This is a genomic window from Paenibacillus sp. NPDC056933 (assembly GCF_042674385.1).
Taxonomy (GTDB): Bacteria; Bacillota; Bacilli; order Paenibacillales; family Paenibacillaceae; genus Paenibacillus.
On sequence record NZ_JBHUQN010000001.1, the window covers coordinates 1016977 to 1043019 of the forward strand.

The 26043-nt window shown below is 45.8% G+C and carries 20 protein-coding genes; 14 read left to right on the plus strand and 6 right to left on the minus strand.

All coding sequences use genetic code 11. The annotated features are described in order from the left end of the window. Positions 1–224 precede the first annotated feature (224 nt). The 9 genes from ACFTRD_RS04720 to odhB all read left to right on the plus strand — a co-directional run bounded on the left by ACFTRD_RS04720 (position 225) and on the right by odhB (position 13267). Positions 225–734: an 8-oxo-dGTP diphosphatase gene (locus ACFTRD_RS04720; protein ID WP_379377968.1), complete on the plus strand. Its 510-nt coding sequence runs from the start codon at positions 225–227 to the stop codon at positions 732–734. A gap of 313 nt (positions 735–1047) precedes the next feature. Further along, entirely contained in the window at positions 1048–1470 is a 423-nt protein-coding gene (locus ACFTRD_RS04725) for a GNAT family N-acetyltransferase (RefSeq protein ID WP_379377969.1), read from the plus strand. A 193-nt stretch (positions 1471–1663) separates the two neighbouring features. Continuing rightward, entirely contained in the window at positions 1664–2149 is a 486-nt protein-coding gene (locus ACFTRD_RS04730) for a GNAT family N-acetyltransferase (protein WP_379377970.1), read from the plus strand. Continuing rightward, positions 2146–2508 (plus strand): cupin domain-containing protein, encoded by a 363-nt coding sequence (locus tag ACFTRD_RS04735; RefSeq protein ID WP_379377971.1) that lies wholly within the window; start codon positions 2146–2148, stop codon positions 2506–2508. The genes ACFTRD_RS04730 and ACFTRD_RS04735 overlap by 4 nt, the downstream gene beginning before the upstream one ends. A gap of 144 nt (positions 2509–2652) precedes the next feature. Continuing rightward, positions 2653–3114: an NUDIX domain-containing protein gene (locus tag ACFTRD_RS04740; protein WP_379377972.1), complete on the plus strand. Its 462-nt coding sequence runs from the start codon at positions 2653–2655 to the stop codon at positions 3112–3114. A gap of 370 nt (positions 3115–3484) precedes the next feature. Then, positions 3485–4771 carry an S-layer homology domain-containing protein gene (locus tag ACFTRD_RS04745; RefSeq protein ID WP_379377973.1) on the plus strand — a complete coding sequence of 429 codons (1287 nt, stop codon included), beginning with the start codon at positions 3485–3487 and terminating at the stop codon, positions 4769–4771. Positions 4772–4789: 18 nt separating this feature from the next. Continuing rightward, a complete protein-coding gene (locus tag ACFTRD_RS04750; RefSeq protein ID WP_379377974.1) occupies positions 4790–8470 on the plus strand; it encodes a DUF5704 domain-containing protein in 3681 nt (1226 codons plus the stop codon). 640 nt (positions 8471–9110) lie between these two features. After that, on the plus strand, positions 9111–11984 hold the full coding sequence (locus tag ACFTRD_RS04755; protein ID WP_379377975.1) for a 2-oxoglutarate dehydrogenase E1 component: 2874 nt from the start codon (positions 9111–9113) through the stop codon (positions 11982–11984). Positions 11985–11989: 5 nt separating this feature from the next. Beyond that, complete coding sequence (odhB, locus tag ACFTRD_RS04760; RefSeq protein ID WP_379377976.1) at positions 11990–13267, plus strand: 2-oxoglutarate dehydrogenase complex dihydrolipoyllysine-residue succinyltransferase; 1278 nt, start codon at positions 11990–11992, stop codon at positions 13265–13267. Positions 13268–13396: 129 nt separating this feature from the next. Here the strand turns inward: odhB and ACFTRD_RS04765 are convergent, their stop codons facing one another. The 4 genes from ACFTRD_RS04765 to mnmL all read right to left on the minus strand — a co-directional run bounded on the left by ACFTRD_RS04765 (position 13397) and on the right by mnmL (position 17154). After that, a complete protein-coding gene (locus ACFTRD_RS04765) occupies positions 13397–14374 on the minus strand; it encodes an alpha/beta fold hydrolase (protein WP_379377977.1) in 978 nt (325 codons plus the stop codon). A 73-nt stretch (positions 14375–14447) separates the two neighbouring features. Further along, the gene (locus ACFTRD_RS04770) at positions 14448–15425 is read right to left on the minus strand and encodes a type I phosphomannose isomerase catalytic subunit (RefSeq protein ID WP_192265380.1); all 978 of its coding nucleotides are present in this window, start codon (positions 15423–15425) and stop codon (positions 14448–14450) included. 186 nt (positions 15426–15611) lie between these two features. Further along, positions 15612–16199 carry a tRNA 5-(aminomethyl)-2-thiouridylate-methyltransferase MnmM gene (gene mnmM / locus ACFTRD_RS04775; protein WP_379377978.1) on the minus strand — a complete coding sequence of 196 codons (588 nt, stop codon included), beginning with the start codon at positions 16197–16199 and terminating at the stop codon, positions 15612–15614. 1 nt (position 16200) lies between these two features. Continuing rightward, on the minus strand, positions 16201–17154 hold the full coding sequence (gene mnmL / locus ACFTRD_RS04780; RefSeq protein WP_192265384.1) for a tRNA modification radical SAM protein MnmL/YtqA: 954 nt from the start codon (positions 17152–17154) through the stop codon (positions 16201–16203). Between the two features lie 271 nt (positions 17155–17425). Here mnmL and ACFTRD_RS04785 point away from each other — a divergent pair, with 271 nt between their 5' ends. Together ACFTRD_RS04785 and trmB are read left to right on the plus strand one after the other, a co-directional pair. After that, the gene (locus ACFTRD_RS04785; RefSeq protein ID WP_062320234.1) at positions 17426–17626 is read left to right on the plus strand and encodes a hypothetical protein; all 201 of its coding nucleotides are present in this window, start codon (positions 17426–17428) and stop codon (positions 17624–17626) included. 152 nt (positions 17627–17778) lie between these two features. After that, positions 17779–18528, plus strand: a complete 750-nt coding sequence (gene trmB, locus ACFTRD_RS04790; protein WP_379377979.1) for a tRNA (guanosine(46)-N7)-methyltransferase TrmB — start codon at positions 17779–17781, stop codon at positions 18526–18528. A gap of 115 nt (positions 18529–18643) precedes the next feature. Here trmB and ACFTRD_RS04795 read toward each other — a convergent pair whose 3' ends face one another. Beyond that, complete coding sequence (locus tag ACFTRD_RS04795) at positions 18644–20890, minus strand: AraC family transcriptional regulator (protein WP_379377980.1); 2247 nt, start codon at positions 20888–20890, stop codon at positions 18644–18646. A 403-nt stretch (positions 20891–21293) separates the two neighbouring features. Between ACFTRD_RS04795 and ACFTRD_RS04800 the strand changes: the two genes are divergently transcribed. From ACFTRD_RS04800 to ACFTRD_RS04810, 3 genes are all read left to right on the plus strand, one after another. After that, a complete protein-coding gene (locus tag ACFTRD_RS04800) occupies positions 21294–22199 on the plus strand; it encodes an ABC transporter permease (protein WP_339300246.1) in 906 nt (301 codons plus the stop codon). Between the two features lie 30 nt (positions 22200–22229). Continuing rightward, positions 22230–23129, plus strand: coding sequence for a carbohydrate ABC transporter permease (locus ACFTRD_RS04805; RefSeq protein ID WP_379377981.1), 900 nt, complete (start codon positions 22230–22232; stop codon positions 23127–23129). A gap of 101 nt (positions 23130–23230) precedes the next feature. Beyond that, positions 23231–24781 carry an ABC transporter substrate-binding protein gene (locus ACFTRD_RS04810; RefSeq protein ID WP_379377982.1) on the plus strand — a complete coding sequence of 517 codons (1551 nt, stop codon included), beginning with the start codon at positions 23231–23233 and terminating at the stop codon, positions 24779–24781. A gap of 94 nt (positions 24782–24875) precedes the next feature. Here ACFTRD_RS04810 and ACFTRD_RS04815 read toward each other — a convergent pair whose 3' ends face one another. Next, positions 24876–26024 carry an MGDG synthase family glycosyltransferase gene (locus tag ACFTRD_RS04815; RefSeq protein WP_379377983.1) on the minus strand — a complete coding sequence of 383 codons (1149 nt, stop codon included), beginning with the start codon at positions 26022–26024 and terminating at the stop codon, positions 24876–24878. Positions 26025–26043: the final 19 nt, after the last annotated feature.

Below are 26043 nucleotides of genomic sequence, written 5' to 3' on the forward strand. Positions count from 1 at the left end.
TATCCAAAAAGGCGGGCTTCCGAAATTTCTGGTGTCCGTCTTTCGTATGTGTTTATATCGAAATGGATGAATTTGCAGATAGTTAGGAAAGTTAAGATGGATTTGGAATAGAGATGGAGCAGGAAAATCTATCTACGTACCAGAAGTGTTAGAGTACAACGAAGTATTTAGCTTAATTCAACGAGTACACAAGAACTGTAGATAAGGCAACTGGGAGGATAAACATGGACACTAGAACTGAGATTTTAACGATGTGTATGGTATGGGACAAGCGGAAGGACCAGGTACTATTAATGAATCGACCGAACCGAAAAGGATTTCCGGGATATATTGCTCCTGGAGGGAAAGTTGATTTTCCGGAAAGTATTGTGGATGGTGCGGTGCGAGAAGTTAAAGAGGAAACAGGACTTATGGTGAAAGAAATTACATATAAAGGTCTTGATGAATTTTGTGATCCAGAGCAAGGATTGCGTTATATGGTATTCAACTACGTGGCTACTTCTTATGAGGGGGAGCTATTGAGCGAGCCGCCGGAAGGCGAACTGTTGTGGGTGTCTTTAGGACAGGCGCTTGAGTTGCCTATGCAGGAATGGTTTGCAGAACGTTTCCCGCGATTTTTTCAAGCAGGTACGTTTGAGCGGAGTGTGATCTGGGAGAAATCAACCGGACGTACACTAAAAGAGACGTTTAAGGTGTATAGCGACTCGGTTCTTGAACAGAGTGAAGTTAAATAAGTTAAACCACTCATTAGGAAGAAGAATCATCGGATACCAGCAAGCGCTGGAAGGATACATTGCGGCGACGAATACACAACCAATGTTTTGGTTGCAGGCAGTAACGGAGAATGGAGATTAGTCCACAAGCATTTAAGCAAGGGTGTTTAACAGTAGAAATGGATCGTTGGCTGTTGTAAAGGATTATGACTTGAATAAAGCAAATGAGAGAGGCATCAAAAAGGTCTCACATTGTTTATCCAATTCTATATATTTATATCCAGATATTATGATATAATGAAGTTTGCTATTTTTATAGGAGGTGACTTGCTGTATGAAAATCACATTTCGTGACACGTTGGAAGGAGTAGGCCCAGACCAGCTTGGCGGACGTTTTTTTGATGGTTGGCCCAATCCTCCATCTACGCCTACTTTTCTGAAATTACTGGAACAGTCTTATGCTGTTGAACTGGCTGTTGATGAGGACACAGGGAATGTAGTGGGCTTTATTCAGGCGATTTCGGACGGTGTTCTTAGTGCATACATTCCGTTATTGGAAGTGCTGCCGGAGTATCAGGGTAAGGGGATCGGAACGGACCTCATCAAGCGTATGTTCAATCGCCTTAGCGGTCTCTACATGATTGACCTCTTGTGTGATGCCGAGCTCCAGCCGTTCTACGAGAAACAGGGTATGCATAAAGCATCTGGTATGGTGATTCGTCATTATCAAAATCAATCCGGTGCGGCGAATAGCTAATAGATTGGGAAATAGACTGTTGGATTAAAATTTGGATCAATTCAATCTAACCCGAGGTTTTGTAAAGAAAAATCTGAATGTCGACCAAACATTTGTATCAGGAAGATTGTTATTTATTTGGAGATCTAGCCATACATAGGCTTCTGCAAACGGGCAGGAATGAATATTGTACGATGAAAAGGTGGAGATTGTTGTGAAATTGTCGTTCCGGATTCTGGACTGGGAAGAAGAAAAACCTTATGAACTTTTACTGATGGCGGATCCGTCCAAAGCCATAGTTGACGAATATTTGAGTCGCGGTGTTTGTTTTATCGCTGAGTATGAAGGAGAAATGGTGGGAGAGTTTGTTTTATTGAAAACGCGTCCAGAGACGGTAGAGATTGTGAATATTGCCGTACAGGAGGAATTACAAGGTCAGGGCGTTGGTAAACACATGATCAAGGAAGCGATAGAAGCGGCACGCAGGCTCGGTTGTAGAACAGTAGAAATCGGGACAGGCAACTCAAGTTTTCATCAGTTAAAGCTGTATCAGCGCTGCGGTTTTCGCATCATAGGAGTTGATCGGGATTTCTTTGTGAAACATTATGAAGAAGAGATTATAGAAGACGGTATTCGCTGCGTGGATATGATCCGTTTGGCACTGGACCTGGAAACCGTTGCAGAGGAGAACAAGAAGTGAAAATATATCGGCTTAAACCAGAGGAACGTCGCGACATCACCGCTTATGGCAGCGAGGGAGCAGAGATCACGCCGATACTCCGAAGTACAACAGCTTGCCACGTAGCCCAACTGAAACTGTCTGCAGGAGGAAGTGTAGGTTTGCATCCAGCTGTAGGCGAGCAGGTGTTTCTGGTGCTCGAAGGGGAAGGTTGGGTGGAAGGTGAGTCAGGCGAACGGGTAGCTGTCCGATCAGGAGAAGCTGCGTATTGGACTAACGGAGAGAATCACCAATCTGGCTCGAACAAAGGACTAACCGCATTGCTGATTGAAGGTGAAGAACTAATTGTTCGGTTATCGCTAGAGGCGGAAGACTCTTAGATAGGGGCTGATGATTTGAGTGTCTGGGTCATTGTTATTATTATTGGGGCGATATTTACTCCATCGTTCTATCAGATGAATAAGCGTATTCGTAGATTGGAAGAGCAAGTTAGGCATCTTTCAGACGAGAGGAGGAACCTTTAAGTGGATCGGTACACACATATGGGGGTATATGGTTTAGTCACCTGGGAGCAAAAAGTTCTGTTAGTTCATAAGGCGAGAGGAGCCTATATGGGGAAATGGGATTTGCCTGGAGGAAGGTTGGAGTTCGGCGAGCAACCGGAGACTGCACTACATCGTGAGTTCGAAGAGGAGACGGGCCTTTCCAATCTACAATTGGTGATTCGTTCTGCGGAGGCGAATGTACTGGAGTGGATTTACCAAGGCGAGCCGGAAGAGCTGCACCATATTGGGATTTTGTACGATGTATATTTGACAACCGAAAGTCGGCCTTATGAGATCAAAAGGGAACCGGATGGCGAGGATTCACTGGGCGCACAATGGTTTACTATGGAAGAGGTCGGAGCGTTATCATTGACGCCATTTGCAGAGTATATGATTAACAATAGCGATGTGTCAGGGTCAGCCGGTAACAGTATCGAATGAACAATTTTAATAGAGCCTATTCTGATTTTGGATTTTAGGACTGTTCAAATGGTGTGGAATCGTTTATTCTGTGATAGATAGATTACAATTTTTTCAACTGAATAGGACTGACACCTTAAAGCATAAGGCTATGAATCTGCGGATTCGTGGCCTTTTTTTGTGTTTTTACAGGTGAATTGGGTCTTTGGAAGGGGAGGTTGCATGCCTTGTCGTGATGGGGATTGCTGAAAAATAATACCAATAGCCTAGTTTTGCATGGTAGAATATTGATGATTATGACAAATTTAGGTTTTGGTTTGAAGAGTAGTACGAGTGCTGAAGAAGCAGAAGTTTGCCCCGTTACTATAAGGTACATAGGAGAGTGAGTAGATTGAAGAAACAGATGAGATTAGCTGATAGGAAATCAAAAAGGAATGTGTTGATCGTCGGTTTGTTGACGACGGCTTTGATGGCAGGAACGCTGCTGACTACTGGAACCATGGGTCTGGTGTCTACTGTGGATGCTGCTACAAGCACGAATGAAGCGGGCACAACAGCTTCTGCGCTTACCAAGTTCAAAGATATCAAAGGGCACTGGGCGCAAGCTACAATTGTCAAAGCCTATGATAAAAATCTGATTTCCGGTTATCAGGACGGTACGTTCCGCCCCAATGCCAAAATCACCCGTGGTGAGTATGCCACGCTTCTCAGTCGTGCAACCAGCTTGGAAAAGGTACAAGGCGAAAATCCTTTTGCTGATCTCAAAGGACACTGGTCTGAATCGGCTGTTACACAGTTGGTAGGACAAGGGTTTATTAATGTTGGCGATTATTCGAAAGGATTCAATCCCAATGCCGAGTTGACACGCTACGAGATGATGAAATGGATTGCGAACGGATTGATCAAGTCGGGAACCAGTTTCCAGGATGCTTTTGACGATACCAAAGCTACATTGTTACCTACTCCTGAGGTGAATCGGGGTACGATTCGTGCGGAGCAGATTCCTTATCTTGCGCTTGTTCGTGGGACAGGCATTGTCGGTGGATTTGAGGACGGTTCATTAAAACCTGCTGATCCAACAACGCGAGCTGAAGTGTCTGCCATTTTGCTGCGTTATATGGATGTGGAAGGTACGGATGCGGGGAAGTACAGTGATCTGAATGAAATGCGTGAGGTTGGCACGACGGGCACGAATTTAACGACGATTAGTAATTATTTTTATGCCAAAAATTCTGTTACAGTTAGTGACCTATCTCAGGGGAACATAAAATTATCTAACAATTCAGGAGTGCTCAAATTTCATAGATTTATAGTAGTGAAAGTTCAAAATGGTAAATCTCAAGGAGTTTATAATAAGCTTTTCGTGGAACCTAAAATTGCTACGGGTGATTATTATTTAACGTTTGCTGACTTATCTTTCACATCAAACACAGAGAAAACAGATTTAATCACCTATAGCAGTGGTTTGAATAATGGGTTGTTGAAATTTAGACGACTAGACTTAGACTTTGCAAAAAAGAACGGATTCAATACCATTCCTAACAGTCCTAAAGAACTTATTACTAAAGGTAAAGAAGTTAGGTTCTGGACGAGGTCATCTTTAGATTTCAAAAATGGAACTTACCATATCACTTCTGAGAATATAGGAGAATTGAAAATACAAAATATGTACTACTAGTGAGGTGATTATACTTCTATGAATAAACGAATGCGGATGCCCGTATTCAATTGGTCCAACACATTAGTTGTATTATTCATCATAAGCTTTAGCATGGCAGGACTATCGATGAATTACATTGTGTACGCTGAAAACGATCCATACGGTCCGAAGTCAATGAAAAGTCCGCTTTTAAAATCTATTCAAGCTGAAAAAACAATTGGTACACCTGGCGTTTACTGGTATCAAACTGATGATGGAAGATTTAGAGCAGATCACAGTGGTGGTCCTACATATTCTAATAATGATGGGGATTGTACCACCCCTTATCCCGCTTTAAAGGAAGTCCCTGATAGTGTTGACTTCTCACGTTGGCCAGCAGTTTCTTGGCCCCAATATAACGGGAATAATCTGTCGGCTTCGAGTTTCAAGGAAGTTAAAATCAAGAGTGTAGAGTATCAAACAAGTTTTGAACAAGAATCGTATACAGGGGTCGGGAGAACGGTAATTACACCTCCAAGCACAATAGTTGGGATCCGGACTCTAACTGGTGGAAGCCACGAATGGACTCAGAATGACCCTTTTGAAAATGGTGGACGAACAACAGCGGGCTGTATTAAACATAAAGTTGCATATTTTACCCCAATGGACATCATCTGGGAAGGGGATCTTGAAGAAGAAAAGGAAATTGACGTAACCCCAGATTCCACTCTAACGGTTGGACAAATCAAACAGATGGAAGCCAAAGTTAAGACGAAAAACTACGGTTCTACACAGTGGAGTGAAGGTATCGACGTAAGTCGGCGTGAAGCCGAGACCACTTGGTGGTCGTCCGACCCGAGCATTGTAAGTATTGAACCAAAAACAGGAATGGTTAAGGCTGAGAAGCCGGGTACTGCCTTTGTACGTGCGATCTGGAACAATGGGACCTATCTCATCTCGGATACCGCCGACATTACGGTGACGTCCGAGCCGGGACTTACAGTGAATCTGCCAAACGCCTGTAAAACAGATACGTCCACATCGCTGCAAGCCAAAGCTATCCTGACCAAGCCAGACCTTTCCGTTCATGAGCTTACCGCTCATTCCAAACTGACCTGGCAAAGCTCCAATTTAGCAGTAGCGACCATAGGAGCAGATGGGAAAATGACGATCAAGGGCATCGTCGGCAGTACCACTATCACCGCGCGATTTTTGGACCCTGCCCAGCAGTTGGACGAACAAGGGATGCAGGTGCTTGAGGTGAAGGATTGCGCAGGCAACGGAGGTGACGGGGGAACTGATCCAGGTAATGGGGGTAGCATTGTGGGTTGCCCAGTGACCATCAGTCCTCCTAGTAAAGGAACTTTAATTGAATCAGCCGTCATGGACCCTTCCGTGCGAGGTGTGCTGAAGGCCGATGATCGGGGATCTGAGAAGTTTGATGTCACCCGCGGCATCCCGACTTCTGAAGATCTCTATGCAAATGTCATGGCTAAAGGATACTTGTTCCAGCACCGTTGGGTGAACATGACGGGAACAGTGACTTATACAGTCAAGGTGAAAAAGAATTATCACAAAACATGGACAATTCCTGGCAGACCCTCGACGGGACCGAATGATCCAGGCACACCCCCACAACCTAAGCAACTCGACGTTCCAGTGGAAAAACCAATGCAGATCGTCCGACAATATAGTTACTGGCAAATTGAAAATCTGGAAGTGTACAAGCTCAATCAGGCTACGGTATCCAACTATGCCCTTGGTGGGTATGGAGAGACGGTAACTCTTACCCCAAATGGGTATACTCAACCAAGTTTGCAATCAGCTAATGACGATGCGGTGACCGCACATGTGAAACCTGCACCTTGCAAGGAAATTGACCTGGGCACAGAAGCAAGATCGGGTGGTGACAGTGAGCCGCCTACACCTGATGAAACGTCATTGTTTCAATCCAAAGCGGAAACGGAGGTCAAAGAGAACACTGTAAATAATGACAAGGTCGTGTTTAATGGCGCCACTGTGATGGATCCTGCTCCGATGGATAAGAGTGCTCCGCGACCTGGGACAATTCCGCAGCCGGGCATGATCGGTGACAGTGTGCTGTACCAAAATCGTCTAACCATTCAGAATATACTGGTCAACAAGGCGAACCAACCGACAACGGGCGAAATCGCCTATGGTTTGATTCCTGGCAACATTAAAGGTGGCCAAGATCAGAAGTTTTCTGTTCAAGGGATTAATTCTGTCACGGTGCATACACCTGTCGTTAACTACGCCTGGGTGTCTGATGATCAGCCGCATAACCAGAAAAAAGTGCCTGATCTGACCAGCGCGGCGCTTATTTTGGAACGACCGTTTATCGTACGCATCCCGACCTCAGGACAGCATCTGAACGTGAACAGTTATCCGGGTTATGGCAATAGAGACTATGCCAAGTATTTTCGCATCAAGCAGATTCGTTTTCCCTTTGATGTCTATAACGCGGATAGAAGTCAGTTCATTCCAGCCAAGACCTGGGTTGACATTCCGATCAATCAGCTGGATACCGTTTTCTATCTTCCCGTATGGGTGGATGAAGGAAACTACCGAGTTGAATTTCGGAATATTGCGGAAAATGCTCCCTCGACGTTCACCGAGCAGCAGGATGCCAACACCAATCTGAGCCATCATGTTGCGGCAGATACGGTTCCGGTGGAAGTTATTGGGAGGTTGTATGATTTTCAAGTTACGGATATCGCCGATTATAATTGGGAGAACGTGTTTCGCCAGCAGCTCGGGAGTTCAGAGCCGACAGGGGTGAGCTACTGGACAGGACTTAACAGTATTGATGGTGATCCGCGAGGTAATCTGGCACCATATGTGTTACCTGCTCGTCCTGGCAGTCACCCTGTACAGGGTTTCAGCAATGTAGCGGTGAAAACGGGTTACCATGTCAAATTCGACTTGAAAACAAAAGGCAATATGTTTGGCAAACAGGATGGCGTTCGAATTACACCAACGTTCTATTTTGTAAGCAAAGACGGCTCTTCCAGACAAGAAGTCGATTTATATTACCACCGCGGTCAAGAACGACTTATTCGTATAGGATCGGAACAGGATTTGGAGAAACGGTATGTTGTCCTGAACTCGAGGTTGCGCAATGTACCCGGCACGGAATTGGGGGATACAGCGCGTTATCAGTATACTTATGAAATGACAGCCGATGAACGCAACCAGAGTGCGCTCGCTGATTATATGGTTCGGTTTGTAGATCAAACCTCTCACCAGAAAACGTGGGTAGGCCGCTATGATTGGATGATCCTGCCCGCTTCCATTCGTACACTGATTGGACCAAAGACGGCCATTCCTTCTGGTGTTAGTGTGGACCGAGCGAATGCGGCTATCCAGCGTTGGTACGGGGAATACAGCTTGCCTGCAGATGTTTACGCCGTGCCAAAGGGAACAAATCTCGAAACGTTCGCCGGACAAAATCAACTGGATGAAAAGGCTTCTGTATTTCTGAAGGACGGCTATATCGTTGTCAACTTTAATATGGAGACACTTCGGAATGGAAGTACAGAGGCTCCACACCTGCAATACATTTACGCTCCACTGATGAATCAGTGGCAGATGGAAGGTTTCAACGATAGTCCAGTAGACAGTCAAGGCAGAACTTGGCCCCTGAAGGATGGTGATGTGGTCTTTTACCACGCAGATCAGTCCAGCCGTAACGATTTTCAGTCTCAGGTGCCACATTAAGATAGACATCATCGCTGATTAAATCATGTATGAGATGTAAAGACTGTCAGCCTAAATAAAACAAGTCAAAAAGAAGCCGCCTGGATGCTTTTACGCATTACAGGCGGCTGTTGGTTTATAACATTGAATTGTAATAAATACCTATTTTTTTGTTGAATATCAAGCCAAATGGTTAATATTTAACTTGACGGTTTGTTTTTGTTCATAATAGACCACAATTCTAATGAAGGGAGGCTACAAAGAGAATTCTTTTTGCACCTGAAATGCTCCAATTATTCGATTCATCTAATTTATGCATCAATTGGACTAAAAATAGGAAATGCTCCTGAGCGCAAAAGTTTATAGAATAGATATTAGAACACGGACTTCAATGGATAACATTGAGGAAGGTGTAACCTTCGAACGGATAAGGACAGTATTCGACATCTGTGCGACGGTATATATAATCATCGTATAACTATGATTTTGAAAACGCAGACAAACCTTGACGGGAGCGTCGGAACAACGTTACTACCACCAACAGCACGATTATTGGACTTCATGAAAAATTTAGCTTAAAATGTTGAACGAACGCAAATTACGGCTTAGTCAATGATTTCCGTCAAAAACTTATGACTAAATCAAGACGGAGGGAACGTCGATGACGATCGAGGAAGGCAACAAGAAACCCTGGGAAAGTTACTATGGCCCCAATATGGGATACGTACAGGAACAATATGAATTATATTCCCAAGATCCAGGTGCAGTGACACCGGCTTATCGGGAATTATTTGAACAATGGGGTGCTCCGCCGATGTCTGGCAAGGATGCACATACAGCCTCGTATTCTGGCAACGCCCAAAAGGCTTCCGGAAGCGTGGATATTCAATTATTACAGAAAGCGGTTACAGCAGGGAAACTGGTTATGAATATTCGTACCTATGGTCACCTTGCGGCCGATATTGATCCACTAGGAATCAGTGAAGATTCAGATACTTCTTTGCTGGAACCGAAGCATTTTGAATTAAATGAAGAAGATTTGAAAGCTCTGCCCGCTTCCCTGATCTGGGAGGGTGCAGATGGACAGACTGTGACAGGATTGGATGCCATCCAGCGCCTGCGGCAAATATATACGGGTCCTATCGCTTATGAATTCAGCCATGTGCATGAAGTTCATGAGCGGGAGTGGTTGAACCGCCGTGCAGAATCTCGTACTTCGCCGGCACCGCTTAATCCAGAGGAGCGTAAGGCTTTGCTGGAACGTTTGGTTGAAGTAGAGCAATTTGAAGATTTCCTTCACAAAACATTTGTTGGGCAAAAACGCTTTTCCATTGAAGGTAACGACGTGTTAGTCCCTATGCTGGATGAAGCAGTCCGAATTATGGCACACGCAGGTTCCAGTCATATTTTGATGGGAATGGCTCACCGTGGCCGATTGAACGTACTTGCTCATGTACTGGGCAAGCCGTATAGCAAAATTTTCTCTGAATTCCATCATTCTCCGAATAAGGATTTGGTTCCTTCCGAAGGTTCAACAGGAATCAATTACGGTTGGACGGGGGATGTCAAATATCATCTGGGTGCAAACCGTTATGTAAAAGACGGTGAAACAGTTCAAGCGCGTCTTACCCTTGCCAATAACCCGAGTCACCTGGAATATGTCAACCCAGTTGTACAGGGCTTTGCACGTGCAGCGCAGGATGATCGCCGTGATCCGGGGTATCCGAAGCAGGATGTAACAAAAGCGGCAACTATTCTGATGCATGGTGATGCGGCCTTCCCTGGGGAAGGTATTGTAGCCGAAACGCTCAATTTCAAAGCTTTGCCTGGTTACCAAAATGGCGGCACGATTCATATTATCGTGAACAACCGTCTTGGATTCACCACAGACAGCAGCGATTCACGCTCAACGTACTATGCGAGTGACCTTGCCAAAGGATATGAGATCCCTATTGTGCATGTCAATGCAGACAACCCGGATGCATGTATCGCAGCCATTCGTATGGCAGCAGAATACCGTAACCTGTTCAAAAAGGACTTCCTGATTGACCTGATCGGTTACCGTCGTTATGGTCATAACGAAACGGATGATCCGGAGACAACACAGCCGACAGTGTATGACAAAGTAAAAGCTCATCCAACGGTTAGCCACTTGTATCAGGATCATCTGAAAGAGGAATCTGTAATCGACGATGCTTCCATCAACAGCATTCGTGAGGCTGTGACGAACCGCCTAAAAGAAGCATATGAGCAGATGAAGAACAATGAAGTACATGAATATTATCAACGTCAAATTAGCGAGCCAGAAGCAGTTTCTGTTATTCCAACTGCGGTACCATTGGGAAATCTGCGGGCAATTAACGCAGACTTGCTGAAATGGCCAGAGAATTTTAATGTGTATCCGAAGTTGCAGCGCATTTTGCAGCGCAGAAGCACGTCTCTGAATGAAGGTGAGAAAGTAGACTGGAGTCTTGCAGAGACGCTTGCTTTCGCTACTATTCTTGCGGATGGCAAACCGATCCGGATCAGTGGACAGGATGCAGAACGTGCCACGTTTGCCCATCGGAATCTGGTGTTGCATGATTCTGAGAATGGAGAGAAATTCTGCCCACTGCATCATCTGCCGCAGGCAAGAGCATCCTTTGCCATCTACAATAGTCCGTTGTCTGAGGAGTCTGTAGTTGGTTTCGAATACGGATATAACGTATATTCACCAGATACGCTCGTCATCTGGGAAGCTCAATTCGGGGATTTTGCCAACTGTGCACAGGTTATTTTTGACCAGTTCGTGTCTGCCGGCCGTGCCAAATGGTCTCAGAAATCCAGTCTGGTCATGTTGCTTCCGCATGCGAACGAAGGTCAGGGACCTGAGCATACAAGTGCTCGACTGGAACGTTTCCTGCAGCTTTGTGCAGAAGATAATATGACCGTTGCGAACTTGACGAGTGCATCGCAGTATTTCCATCTGCTGCGTCGTCAGGCTTCCTTGACCGAAACAGAGGATGCCCGTCCGCTGGTTATGATGTCGCCGAAAAGTCTCATTCGTAATCCACGTGTTGCTTCACCTGCTACAGAATTCAGCGAAGGCAAGTTTGAACCGGTGCTGGAGCAAGCAGGATTGGGCACGAAACCGGATCGCGTAGAGCGCATTATTTTGTGCAGTGGTAAAATCGCCATCGATCTGGAAGATGCTTTTGAGAAAGATAAAGCGGATTGGTCCTGGTTACACATTATTCGTGTTGAACAGCTGTATCCGTTCCCGGCGGAAGAAATCAAGCGTGTACTCGCACGTTTCAGCAAGCTGAAAGAGCTGGTGTGGGTTCAGGAAGAAAACAAAAACATGGGTGCCTGGACATACATGGAGCCACGTCTTCGTGAGATCGCGCCAGAAGGCACAACCGTTAAATACGAAGGTCGCCCGGAACATGCGAGTCCTTCCAGCGGTTATCAATTGGTGCATGGCATGGAACAGCAACAGATTATTACAGCCGCGTTGAAGCAAACGACGAAAAATAATATTCCACTGGGGAGGTAACAGCTGTGAGTGAAATTAAAGTACCTGCAATGGGTGAGTCGATAACGGAAGGAACTGTATCCAGATGGATGGTCAAAGAAGGAGAAACCGTGAATCAGGGTGATGTTCTTCTGGAGCTTGAAACGGATAAAGTAAATATTGAGATCAGTGCTGAAGAGAGCGGTGTGCTTGAGAAAATTATTCGCCAGGAAGGCGAAACTGTAGTGATCGGTGAAACGATCGGAACAATTTCGGCTGGAGCAGGAGGAGGAAGCGGCACGCCCGCTTCCCAACCAGCGGCGACTGAGCAGAAACAAGCATCTGTTCCTGCACCGGAAGCTCCAACACCGCCACCAGCACCCGTTGCTGTAGCACCTGACTCTTCGGATAGCAGCTCGAAGACAGCTTCACCGTCTGCACGCAAACTTGCACGTGAGCGTGGTATTGAGTTGGATCAGGTACAAAGCAAGGATCCGATTGGACGTGTGTATCAGGATGATGTGAAGACTCACAGTACTCAGGCAGCTGCTCCTTCAGCGCCTCCTGCCAAAGCTCCTGCGGCAGCACCGAGTGCCCCGGCAGCTGGGGGTTCCACGTATACCAAACCGGTGGAGCGTCAGCGCATGTCCCGCCGTCGTGCTACCATTGCGAAACGCCTGGTAGAAGCGCAGCAGACCGCAGCCATGTTGACTACTTTTAACGAAGTGGATATGACGGCAATTATGGATGTTCGTAAACGCCGTAAGGACAAGTTCAAAGAGAAACATGAAATCAATCTTGGCTTCATGTCCTTCTTCACCAAAGCGGTTGTAGGCGCACTGAAAAAGTTCCCGACCATCAATGCGGAGATTGATGGCGAAGATGTAGTACTCAAGAAGTACTATGATATCGGTATCGCCGTATCTGCCAAAGAAGGGCTTGTCGTACCGGTTGTACGGGATGCCGACCGTCTGGGCTTCGCCGAGATTGAGAAGAGCATTGCGGACCTGGCGTCCAAAGCTCGTTCCAACACGCTGGCGTTGTCTGATCTGCAAGGAGGAACGTTCACCATTACCAACGGTGGAACATTTGGTTCCCTGTTGTCGACGCCAATTTTGAATACACCTCAAGTGGGTATTCTGGGTATGCACAAAATCCAGCTTCGTCCAGTAGCGATTGATGCAGAGCGGATGGAGAACCGTCCAATGATGTATATCGCCCTGTCTTACGACCACCGCATTATCGATGGAAGCGAAGCAGTACGTTTCCTCGTGACGGTGAAAGAATTGCTTGAAGATCCAGAGTCTTTGCTGATCGAAGGGTAATCCATAACGATTAACACTTAATTGCCATCTTATAAATATCAAATAAAAGCCTCTGAACATGGTACACAGCACAAGCTGCTAACCTGTTCAGAGGCTTTTATTCATCATTGTATGCTTGCTCGCTTCGCATCATACGGATTCGACAGATTCGGCATTTGTCATGGAATGACGGGCATTAAGGTCAGGCATATGCCTTTCCAGCCATTCCACGACGTGCCCCGCAACTTCTGTCCGATTCGTCTCATGCAGCATTTCGTGGCGCCCGCCCGGATAGAGGCGGTATTCAATATCCTCAAGCTGAAGCTCCCGATATTGGGAGACCAGGTTGAGGACTCCTTTTCCGTGAAGACCAACCGGGTCCTGTTCACCTGAAAAAAGATATACAGATTTATTCTTGGGAATACGTTTCATGTTGCGTGGCAAGTGAATATCCAGCAGCAGTTTGAAAAAGTCACGGAAAAACCCTGCGGAACAGATGGCTCCACACAAAGGGTCATCAATGAACCGCTTGACCTCTTCGGTGTCCCGGGACAGCCAGTCAAACGGCGTGGTTGCCGGACGGAAAGAACGGTTGAATCCGCCAAATACGAGCGCATTGAGCAGCATACTTGGATGAGCAGTCCCCTGAATGCCGCACTGCAGGAGAGCCAATTTCTCTCCAATCCGAAGAAGACCACGTTTGCCATTGGTGCCGGACAAAATAAATGCATGGTAACGTTCGTGGCCAGCATACATGAGATGCTGCACCAAAAACGACCCCATGCTATGCCCCATCAAAAAGAGGGGCACATCAGGGTTTTCTTTGGCGGCAACTTCGCCCAGATTCATCATGTCACTCGCCATCCAGCGGAAAGCATCGACGCCGGCATTGCCCAACAAATTCGAGTTTTCTACCGTTTTACCATGACCACGATGGTCATTCGCGTAGACCGCGTACCCGTGCGTGGTGAGATATTCGGCAAATTCAGAATACCGGGCAGCGGTCTCACTCATGCCATGTGCAATCTGGATCACACCCTTAATGTTACATTCCGGATCGGGAAGCCAGCGGTACACATGAATACGGGTACCATCATTGCCAATCAGGTCAAAGGTAGATTCCTGCATCTCATGTAATCCTCCTTCACAGGTCACATTAAAGCCATTACTGAGAACCAATAGTTAGAGAACTATTAATCGATTAAGGCAAATAAGAGCGAAGAACCGTAGTATTGCCATCCAGCGCATAGGAGCCCAGATTGGCAGGCAATAAGTAGCATTGTCCAGCTTTCAATTCAATACTCTCCGATTCAGCATTGTCCCACTCCAGCGTCCCGCTGCCTTCACAGACCACAAGAATGGTGAAGCTTTCTGCACTGGTGGAGAGCTCCCAGCGGTTCGTAACGATCCCTTTTTCCACAACAAAATAAGGACATTCGGCAAGCTTCAGCCATTCACCTGGAGTCGCGTTATTGGTTTTCATTGTTGTGGCGCCTGCACCCTCATAAGCGGTTACATTCAATGAATCCTCAACATGCAGCTCGCGTGGTTTGCCATCCAGACCTGGACGATTGTAATCGTAAATCCGGTACGTTGTATCCGAATTTTGCTGTATCTCAGCGACGACCACACCGGCACAGAGAGCATGTACGGTTCCAGCAGGGATAAAGAACGTATCGCCTGCTTCCACAGGAACTTGACGAAGAGTATCCATGACGGTACCATTCTCCAGAGCTTCCTTCAGTACTGCGCGATCGACGCCTTCATTCAAGCCGTAGATGATGTGCGCTCCTGGTTTGGCATCCAGCACGTACCACATTTCCGTTTTGCCGAGCTCGCCAGGGGGAAGAGCTTCGTAATCATCCGTTGGATGCACCTGTACGGACAGATCATCGTTACAGTCGAGCAATTTGATCAGAAGCGGGAAACGTCCGCCTTTTTCCGAAACACCTTTGGTTCCGAGCCATGCTGTGCCGAGCTGTTCACGAACTTCATCAAGTCCTTTACCAGCAAGTGCTCCATTTAATACCTTCGTTGTCCCATTGGGATGATCCGCAATCATCCAACCTTCACCAATATGTCCTTCAGGGGGCGTCAGGCCGAATTGCTCCAGTGCGCGACCTCCCCATACACGTTCTTTAAACTCTGGTTGAAATTGCAGTGGATATGGCGTAGACATTCCTAATCTCTCCTCTAGTATATGAAATGGTGGATCGCTTTAATCAGTCATAACCGCGTGGCGGCATGAATGTAACAGGGTGAATACGGTTGCACATCGTTATGTAGTACACAAATCGCATAAATGGAACACGAGTTTCTCAGCTACGATTGTGTTTAGTTTATTGTATTTGTGTACTAAAGGAAATTATTTTTTCTCAATACCAATCAGAAAAGGGGAAGCTTCTCGCTGCAATTGGCGATACATTACTACTTGTGCTTGCTCTACAGACAGAGCAGACGCCCACTCCAAAACCGCTTCCGCCTCCTGAGACCCTCCTTTATGGCCCGGGTACAGGACAACGGTAATAATGCCGCGCGGCTTAAGCAAGCCCAGTGCAGCCTCGAGTGCAGCAAGGGTACTATCGGTAAGAGTAATAATGGAGGCGTCAGCACCTTCTGAAGGCAGGTAGCCGAGGTTAAACATTACAGCCCCAACAGCATTTTGCCATGACTCCGGAACGGCTTCAGCCATTCGATCGTGGCTTAATTGAAGCAGGGAGATAGAGCCCATTTTGGTGCTGTCCTCTTCTTGTTTGCGAATTCGGGCTTGTGCCAATGTCAAGGCCTCGCTCTGAATATCGAAACCGATGACTTGACCTCGTTTACCCACCTTTTGTGCCAGAAACAGGGTATCTGCCCCTGTACCAACCGTTGCATCAATGGCCAGATCTCCGGGCTGCAGACGCGAAGAAATCCACTGATGGGCACAGCTTAGAACCGAAAGAAAGCCCATCTTATGCTCCCCTCCAGTATTTACCTTGCCATGAATCCCGCTGGCGCAGCTCCCGATCAATAGCATTCAGCACTTCCCATTTTTTCATGGACCACATCGGACCAATGAGCAGATCACGCGGGGCATCCCCTGTAAGGCGATGTACAATCATTTCCGGCGGCAGCATTTCCAGCGTATCAACGATTAGCTTAATATACTCGTCTTGTTCCAGGAAACGAAGAAGTCCGGCTTCGTACTGCTTCACCATCGGCGTTTTGCGCATCAGGTGCAGCAGGTGAATTTTGATTCCCTGTACATCCATGTGGGCTACGGCCCGTCCGGTATCCAGCATCATTTCATGAGTTTCCTGCGGCAGTCCGTAAATGATGTGTGTACACACACGGATATTCCGTTCGCGCAGCTTAGCGACGGCTTCCTCATAACATTGGGTATCGTGTGCACGGTTAATTAGAGTTGAAGTGGACTCGTGAATCGTTTGCAGGCCCATCTCAACCCAGAGGTACGTGCGTTCATTCAATTCGGCCAAGTAATCAACGACGTCATCCGGTAAACAGTCAGGGCGAGTGGCTATGGACAAACCGACGACCCCAGGCTGCTTCAAAATTTCTTCAAAGTATTCACGCAGTTCTTCAACAGGAGCGTACGTGTTGGTATAGGCTTGAAAGTAGCCGATGTAATGGGCTGAAGGCCACTTCAAATGTTGTTTATCCCGGATCGTATTGAATTGGGTTACCAAATCATCACGTCTGCTACCAGCGAAATCACCGGATCCACGAGCGCTGCAGAACGTGCAGCCACCCTTGGCAATGGACCCATCACGGTTAGGGCAGGTAAATCCGGCATCCAGCATGACTTTGAAGACTTTATTGTTAAATTCGTCTCTCATTTCGTAATTCCATGTATGGAATCGTTTATCTCCCCATAAAAGAGGAGGTTGTAGTGAAGGTGCATTCATCTTAAGGGTACTCCTTTGGCTACCTATTGACTTGCTTTATAATTTATCGAAATCGATGCTTCATGAACTTTTACCATTGTATCAAAAAACTCAAAAAAAGGGGAATCTCGTCGCAAAAATAGGCCGTAGAATCGTGGTTTTATCCTTGCTATAGTTTACACCTTATGTTATATTTAAACCAACGTCAGACACCATCCAATGGGTACTATTCATCATAGCATTTGAATCAATGTTGACGTCATGGACCATACTATACCGTGAGGTGATATGAATGAATTCCCAAGTTAAAAACAATGATCTTCATCATGTTTCTGTAGAACTGACGGCAGAAGAAGCTCTCGCTTTGACAGGTGTTCGTTTCAATGGCAATCCGAAAGTGAAAGCGGCTGCAAGACAAAAAGTTCGCGATGCTTTCGAAAAGACATTTGATTTTTCACACCAAGATAAGGTAGACTATGAACTATTAAAGTAGTTGGACCCCAATTCCAAATAAATCGAAGAGGGAATCTTTGAGATTTGCCCCAAAGTGGCAGATCCGAAGATTCCTTTTTCATTGCTCTTTACAATTCGCCGGTTCTTCGGCAAAATGATTCTGAGACAAGTATGGATAAACGGAGGAATAAGATGCGTTTACGTGGCAGAAAAGGGATTCGTGAAAATTTGGAGCAACAAGTCGATCTCGTTGTTCTTGATCCCAAACAGTATAAAGGAAAATGGTCTGAACAATTTGGTAATGACCATCCGATCTTTGTGGAATTTGGTATGGGTAAAGGTCAATTTATCAGCCAAATGAGTTATAAATATCCGGAATATAATTTTATCGGCATCGATATGTATGATGAACTGGTGCGTCGTGCCAGCGAGAAGGCTCGGAAAGCATGGAGTCAGGCGGAAGTGGACACACCTCCCAACCTGAAGTTGGCCTTGGCCAATATTGAACAGATCGAGGACGTGTTTGAAGAGGCGGAATTGGAACGGATTTATCTGAACTTCAGCGATCCTTGGCCTAAAGCCAAACATGCACGCCGTCGTTTGACGCATCCACGCTTCCTGAAGAAATATACGGAACTGCTTAACAAAAAGGGACAGATCCATTTCAAAACAGACTCGGAGACATTATTCGATTTCTCACTCAACGCCATTGCTGACTTTGGTCTGCAAATGACCAATCTGTCCCTGAATCTGCACCGCGATGGATTGAACGAAGAACATGTCATGACAGAGTATGAACAGAAATTCATGGGCAAAGGCATGAACATTCACCGGGTTGAGGTGATCGTTGGTGAAGATGCGCTGCGCGAGTACCAACAGATCCGTTTGGACAAGTATAAAGTCCGGGAAGCTACGAACGAGTCTGACGAGGAACAAGAGTAATTGGATTTAAAAAGCGTTACAAGAGCTGGCACCAGACTCTTGTAACGCTTTTTGCTGTTTGCAATTCATAACTCACGTTTTTTCATAACCCGCTCGCAATTGTTATTTCCCTCTGCTAAAGCTCCGAATGCAGCTCTTTGCGGCGATAATCGTTCGGAGTAACCCCATTGAACTTCTTAAACATGCGATAGAAATAAGAACTGTTAGTGAATCCTGTTTGTTCCGCAATATCAGCAACAGATCTATCCGTCTCCATAAGCAAATGCTGGGCTTTGGCTATGCGCGTCTCGTTGATGACATCCGTGAGTCCCTTTAACGTTAATTGTTTGTAGAGCCTGCTAACGTAAATGGGTGACATGGCTAGTTCATCGGCAATTGAAGTCAGGCAGAGGTTGGTGTCTGCATAGTCCCGTTCAATAATACAGTTGATTTTGCGAATTAACTCTTCGTGTTTGAGAGTTCGTTTTTCCTCTACTTTGGATCCAAGCTCGTCGAACATCCGGTAGAAGTGTGCGTGAACTTCATTGAGATCCTCGGCATCATGTATTGGCAGCATTGAACTGTCGGAGATGGAATCGATCGTAAGCTGGTTGTTCTTTTTGAGTGTATTACGTACATGATTCAACGTCATGGTCAGATGGGATAAGGCCAGTTGGAATACAGTAAACGGATATACCGCCGTTTCCCCGACGATATCTGCGTAAACCTGTTTGGCTTCGGCTGTTTTGCCAGTCATCAGGCAATCAATCAACTGCCGCTCTTTTCCAACAGGGAAAGCATACTCTTTTGTTTGATACGCCATGATGTCCGAGGTATAGATCAGGCATCCAGGGCCCATAAACAAACGGTGAAGCGAAGCTTCTGCTGAGCGTGTATAAGCGGCAATACTGTTTTCCAGTGATTCTTCGGCTGGCCCGATCGTAAAGGAAATGGAGCATTTCAGATGCGTCATCACGGCAGTCTGCATCAATCGCAGCAGTTCCTCAATAGAGACATTTCCGTGATCGGCATCCTCTTGGATCTTATCATTGAAGATAAAAGTGATCAGATCTCCGCCCATATCTACAGCTTCTGTATGGTAGTAAAGGCCGGCCGTTTCTGCACAAATGTTCATCATGGCATATTTCACAAGCTGAGTCTCATCCCGATAGGTCTCGCTGAAATCAGCAAAATGATCAATGCGGAGCAGCACCAATCTGGATATGCGATGCGCATCGATAGACGAGCCATAGAATTTCATCCGCTCCTCCAGCATGCGTCCAGTTACGGTTTCCCGACCTTGCAGAGCCCCGCGCAGGAAGTCCTGTCGCAATAAATGCAAGCTTCCGCGACGCTCTGCCTCCATAACTCGCATACGGCCAATGACTTTATCAATCGGATGATACAACTTTCGGGATACCAGGTAGGATAAGAGTAGTCCGGCAAGTAGTAGTCCAAGGCAAAATAAAACGGTATGTGTTCGCATATTTCGAATATCTGCGGTAATCAGGTCATAAGGCGTGATTCGCACATAGCGCCATCCAAGGTTGTCAGGTGAGGTATAGGTAATCAATGACTTTTCTCCATCCACCGTTGCAGAAAAATAAGCAGACTGCCCTGTATTTTGAAGGATGGGTTGCATAAACGGTTCATTGGAAAGGTCTTTCATTAGAGAACGATTGTTAAACTCGGATAATAACTGTCCTTTTTCATTAATAATAAATGCGTTGCCTGGCTGATCGACTGAATTCATATTAGGACTGAGCCAATCGTCCTTAATGTTTACGATGACTGCGTAGTTCAGTTTGGCGTTGTCGTTGATCGTATCGTAACAGAGATACGTGTAGCTGCTGACTTCGGTCGCTTCCGTGGAACCAACCTGATATGTACGAGGAATCGGCACAAAAGGTTTGTACTCATGAAATCGCTCAAGGATACTTGTTATCCCCTGATCGTCAATTTCCGTCATGGATTGCTGTCCATTGCGCACTTCATTGGAACTGATGAAGAAATCATTACTTTTGGAGTTATATACATAGATGGATTCGATAAAAGGAAGGGACATCCGGTAGTTATCAAGCTGTCTCATCGCAGAAGTAACTTCATAGATACTCGGTTTGGAATAGAGCAGAAGGGATGAGATGGTATAGTCCTGATAAATCTGATAAGACAATGATTTGGCGGTTTCGGTCATCTTGGAGACTTCCCGACTGGTCTGGGTAAGACTGTTCATATCTGTGCGATAGACCTGGCGGAGAGCAATACGATTATAGTTTACATACAAAATGCTGGCTGCCACAAGCAATGTAGCAACGGTGCTGATAATAACCCCAATCCAAATCCGTGTAAACACCTTCTGACTGTCCGCTGAACGTTTACGCATGACCTGTCCTCCCCAAGCCTCCCTGTTTTGGATGAGCAAAGTATAACTTCATAGCCAAGTATCGGGCTTCATATATGGCTGTGGCGAATCACGGATGATATCTTGAATTATATATTATGTATGCGTTTACATCAATGATAGACAGGGAGAATATACCCGATTTCCTTGGTTAAAGTTCAACTTTCGCTTTATTGTTCACTACGTTTAGGTTATGTACGATTTCAAGATTTGTGAACACGCTGCTGTTCATTTCAGTGTTTGTTCATTTTGTTCATATTGAAATGTGCAGAATCGTTCATGATCTGATCGGATGATTCAGTATCCGATAGGTTCGAGGGCATCTACAATAAAAACAGAGCTTCACTGCGCAATGCACCGCAAGAAATTCGGGAGGGATCGAGCCATGCTCAAAGAATTGAACAAAAACAAAATCATGTTCCTGATGCTGCTGCCAACACTGATCTTTTTTCTGATTAACTCGTATTTTCCGATGGTGGGCATTTATTATGCGTTTACCCGTTATGATTTTGAAGGAGGGCTGTTTGGGAGTCCCTTCGTGGGCTTGGAAAACTTCAAGTTTCTATGGCAATCGGGAATGCTGCTGAAGCTCACTACCAACACCGTGGGTTATAATCTGGCCTTCATTATATTAGGCAACGGGCTGGCGATCTTCTGTGCCATTATGCTTAGTGAAATCAGGGGCAGATTATTCAAAAAAATTACGCAATCGGTGATGTTCTTACCGTATTTTATCTCGTTTGTACTCTTGAGTGTAATCGCTTACAACATGTTCAACTATGAATCCGGTTTTGTGAACACAGTACTCAAACGTTTCGAGGCAGGTCCAGTCGACATCTACAATACACCTTGGATTTGGGTATTCCTGATCATTATTTTTTACCTTTGGAAAAATCTTGGGTATAGCATGGTCATCTACCTTGCAGCCATCACAGGCATAAGCGATGAGTATTACGAAGCCGCCCGGATGGACGGGGCCAACATCTTTCAGCGAATTTGGTACATTACCGTCCCCATGCTGAAACCGACATTTGTCATCCTGTTGTTGTTCTCGCTCGGTAGCATTATGAAAGGTCAGTTTGATCTCTTTTATCAACTTATTGGAAATAACGGCGTTCTGTATAACGCTACAGATATTATCGATACGTATGTGTATCGTTCCTTGAAAGTAACGTTTGATATCGGCATGGCTACTGCCGCAGGCTTATATCAGTCGCTGTTTGGTTTTATTTTGATCATGACAGTCAACTACATTATTCGCAAAGTGAATGAGGACTACGCTTTGTTCTAAAATGCCCGCAGGGCAGAAGGGAGATCCACTATGCATACTCGTGCCAGAGATTCGGAGTTTACCCTACTTTTTCAAATGATTGCTTACAGCGTCATTGTCATTTTTTCCATTATATGTTTTCTTCCGTTTTTGCTCATTTTATCCGGTTCGTTCAGCAGCAACGAATCGATTGTGAGAGATGGATACCATCTTTTTCCGACGGATTTTTCCCTGGAAGGATACAAGATGGTGTTCAAGTTCCCGACCCAGGTGCTCAAAGCCTATGGCGTAACGGTTTTTACAACCGTGGTGGGTACTGCCCTTGGATTGTTTCTTATTACGATGGCGGGATTCGTGCTGCAGCGCAAAGACTTCAAGTACCGCAACACCTTTTCGTTCTTTATCTATTTCACAACGTTGTTTGGCGGAGGATTGGTACCCTGGTACATTATGCTGGCTAATTACTTCAATCTCACGGATACGTACACCGTGTTGATTTTTCCGGGATTGATGACACCTTTCCTCATTATTTTGATGAAAAATTTCATTCGTTCAGCCGTTCCTGAAGAACTGATTGAATCTGCCAAGATTGACGGGGCGAATGATTTTCGCATGTATTGCAGTATTGTACTGAAACTGGCGATGCCTGGCATCGCAACCGTAGGTTTGTTTCTTGCACTGGGTTACTGGAATGACTGGTTTACCTCATCACTCTTCATTAACGATCCGGATATGTACCAACTGCAATTTTATTTGTACAACACGATGAATACGATTACCTTCATTGACCAGATGGCCATAGGCACCGGTATAACGCTAAGCCAGGATGTACCTACTGAATCCACCAAAATGGCAATGGCGATCGTGGTGACGGGTCCCATTTTGTTCCTGTATCCATTTGTGCAGCGTTATTTTGTCAAAGGACTTACGATTGGAGCGGTAAAAGGTTAGAACGTGAACGCGCTGTGAACGAAGGGCTGCCGAAAGGTTTGCTTCCCGTCTGAACCACGGCGAATCAACGCTAACATATAAGGTCTACACAAAAAGGGAGGATGCGTATGCGTAACAAAACAATTCGGCACCTGTCTCTGGTATTTGCCCTGATGCTGTTCGCCGGGATACTCGCCGCATGTAATAATTCAGGAGGATCGGCGCAAGGAAGCGAGCAGGGAAGTTCTTCTGAGAACAAAGGTGAGAAGGTAACACTGCAATTTTACATGCTTGGTGATGCACCCAAAGATCTGCCCGTGATTGAATCCGAGATCAACAAATTGGCTGAGGCGGATCTGAATGTGAACGTGAAATTCAACTACACCTCCTGGACCGACTGGGATCAAAAATACAAACTGCTGCTGTCCTCCGGTCAGCCGATTGATCTGATCTTTACTGCGGATTGGACGTTCTACCAGTCATATGCGAAAAAAGGAGCATTCCTGCCGCTGGATGAGATGCTGCCCAAAGCTGCGCCAGCGCTAAAATCCCATGTACCTGAAGACATGTGGAATGCGGTCAAAATCAATGACAAAATCTATACCGTGCCATCCACCTGGATAGAGTATGTGACAGAAGGAATTGCGTACCGTGAAGATCTGCGCGAGAAGTATAATCTTCCTAAACCCGAATCGGTGGAGACGCTTGAAGCTTATCTGGAAGGGATTAAAGCCAATGAACCGAGTATGACTCCAATCGCGGATAGCAATGCGAACCATACCCATGGTATTCGTCAATTGACATCCAAGCTGGTGAATACGGCCGGTCAACTCCCTTATGGGCTGGACATCATGTATGATACACCTTCAAGCATAACTTCCTATTGGGGTTCTGCGCAGCATCTGGAAGACTTGAAAACGTACAAACGTTGGATGGACAAAGGCTTTTTCCCGAAAAACGTGCTGAATGTAAAAGATACCTCCAACTCATTGCTGCAAAATGGAAAATCAGCAGTTGTTCTGTCAGGAGAGAATCCCAATAAGTTTAATGCTGATGTAATCAAGGTGCAGTCCACGCATCCGGATTGGAAGCTGGGTTATTTCCCTTACCCGAATGCGAAAGGGTTTGCACAGCCGGTTCATCCAATACACAACGGATTCGCTATCCCGCGGAGCAGTAAAAACCCGGAGAAAGCGTTGGCATTCTACGAGAAACTCGTTACAGACAAACGTTATAACTGGCTCACCGAGTACGGTGTGGAAGGTAAAAATTTTGAAGTACAAGATGGCTATTACAAAATGGTGGGAGACGCTCAAACCAATGGATTCCCGCGTGAAGGTATGAATGGTTGGGCTTGGCGTAATCCAGACTTCATGCTCTATGACAAAACCTTCGATGATGTGCTGACCATGTTTGAAGAGCTGGACAAAATCAAAAAGCCGGATATCTTCACAGGTTTTGCTGAGGACTGGACCCCGTATCAGGCCGAGAAGGCAGCACTTGAACAGGTTGAAAAACAATATCTGTATCCACTTAATGTAGGTTTGGTGGAAGACGTGGAAGCGGGATTAAACACATTTATGGAGAAAGCCAAACAGGCAGGTCTGGAAAAAATTCAGACCGAGTACACCAAACAGTGGCAGGAATATTTGAAGTCGGCGGGCATTCAGTAGTTTGTACTTTCTTTCATATTTTTATATCTAAAAAAGGTGCCTTCATTTATTCGAAGGCACCTTGACTATATGGATGAGAGCTTGTTTGAAGCCGTTAAGGTCTGGCTTGGTCAGTAGGGTAGGGACGCAGGTCCAGCAGGTCGATAATACTCTGTGCACTCTGCATGGGATAATACTTGGCGATCTGCGCCAAGTGGCGTTTACGTTTACGAACGATATCGGGGTAGTTATGGAGAAGTTTATTCATCCATTTTACAACCACGTCAAGTGACGTAATGGACTCACCCAAACCCTTTGAGGTGAAATAATGGACATTCTCTTCTTCCTGACCCGGTATGGGATTGTGGAACAACATGGGTATACCTTTTGCCAAACCTTCACTGCACGTCATTCCGCCTGGTTTGGTGATCAGGAGATCGGATACTTCCATTAATTTGTCCACTTCCTTGGTATAACCGATAATATGAATGTTTTCTTTCTGGTACAACGGGTTTTGTTCCATGCTGATTCGACTTTTGTCGTTGCGACCAAGGCAGAAAATAATCTGTACATCCTCATGCCAGCGTATCAGTAATTGGTTCACTACCTCATCACTAAGCATGCCCCAGCCTCCGCCCATGACAAGCACCGTAGGCATGTTTTTTAATTTGAACTTACTGCGAATCTCATCCCGTTGGGGATGTTCCCAAAAATTAGGGTGGATCGGAATGCCAGTCACCCTAATCTTATCAATAGACACACCCCTCAGCATTAATTTGGACTTTACCTCATCGGTTGAGACAAGATACAAGTCCACCTCAGGACTGATCCAAGTCCCATGCGCGTCATAATCGGTGATGACTGTACAAAGCGGAACTTGTACGCCCAGGCGCTTCAACCTGGATATAACCGCGCTGGGGATGGGATGGGTGCACACAATAGCATTCGGACGAAGCTGACGCACAACACTGCGTGTATGGGTGTAAAACAACTTGTGCAATGCGAGTGTGGTCAGCCGATTCAAAGATTTTTTATATTGATGCCTGTATACATACCCGATAAGCTTCGGCTGGTTAATGACTGTTTTTTTGTATGCGGTTATAATGAGTGGCGCCATTCTGGGATTCAGAAAACTTCCCAGCTCAAGCACTTTGGTTTGCACATCCGGTGACAGTTTCCGCAGACTGCTGGAAAGTGCATAAGCGGCTTGGGTATGACCAGCGCCAAAGCCTTCAGATAATAGTAATACTCTTTTTTTCTCCACGCTTGCTTCACCTGTTCCT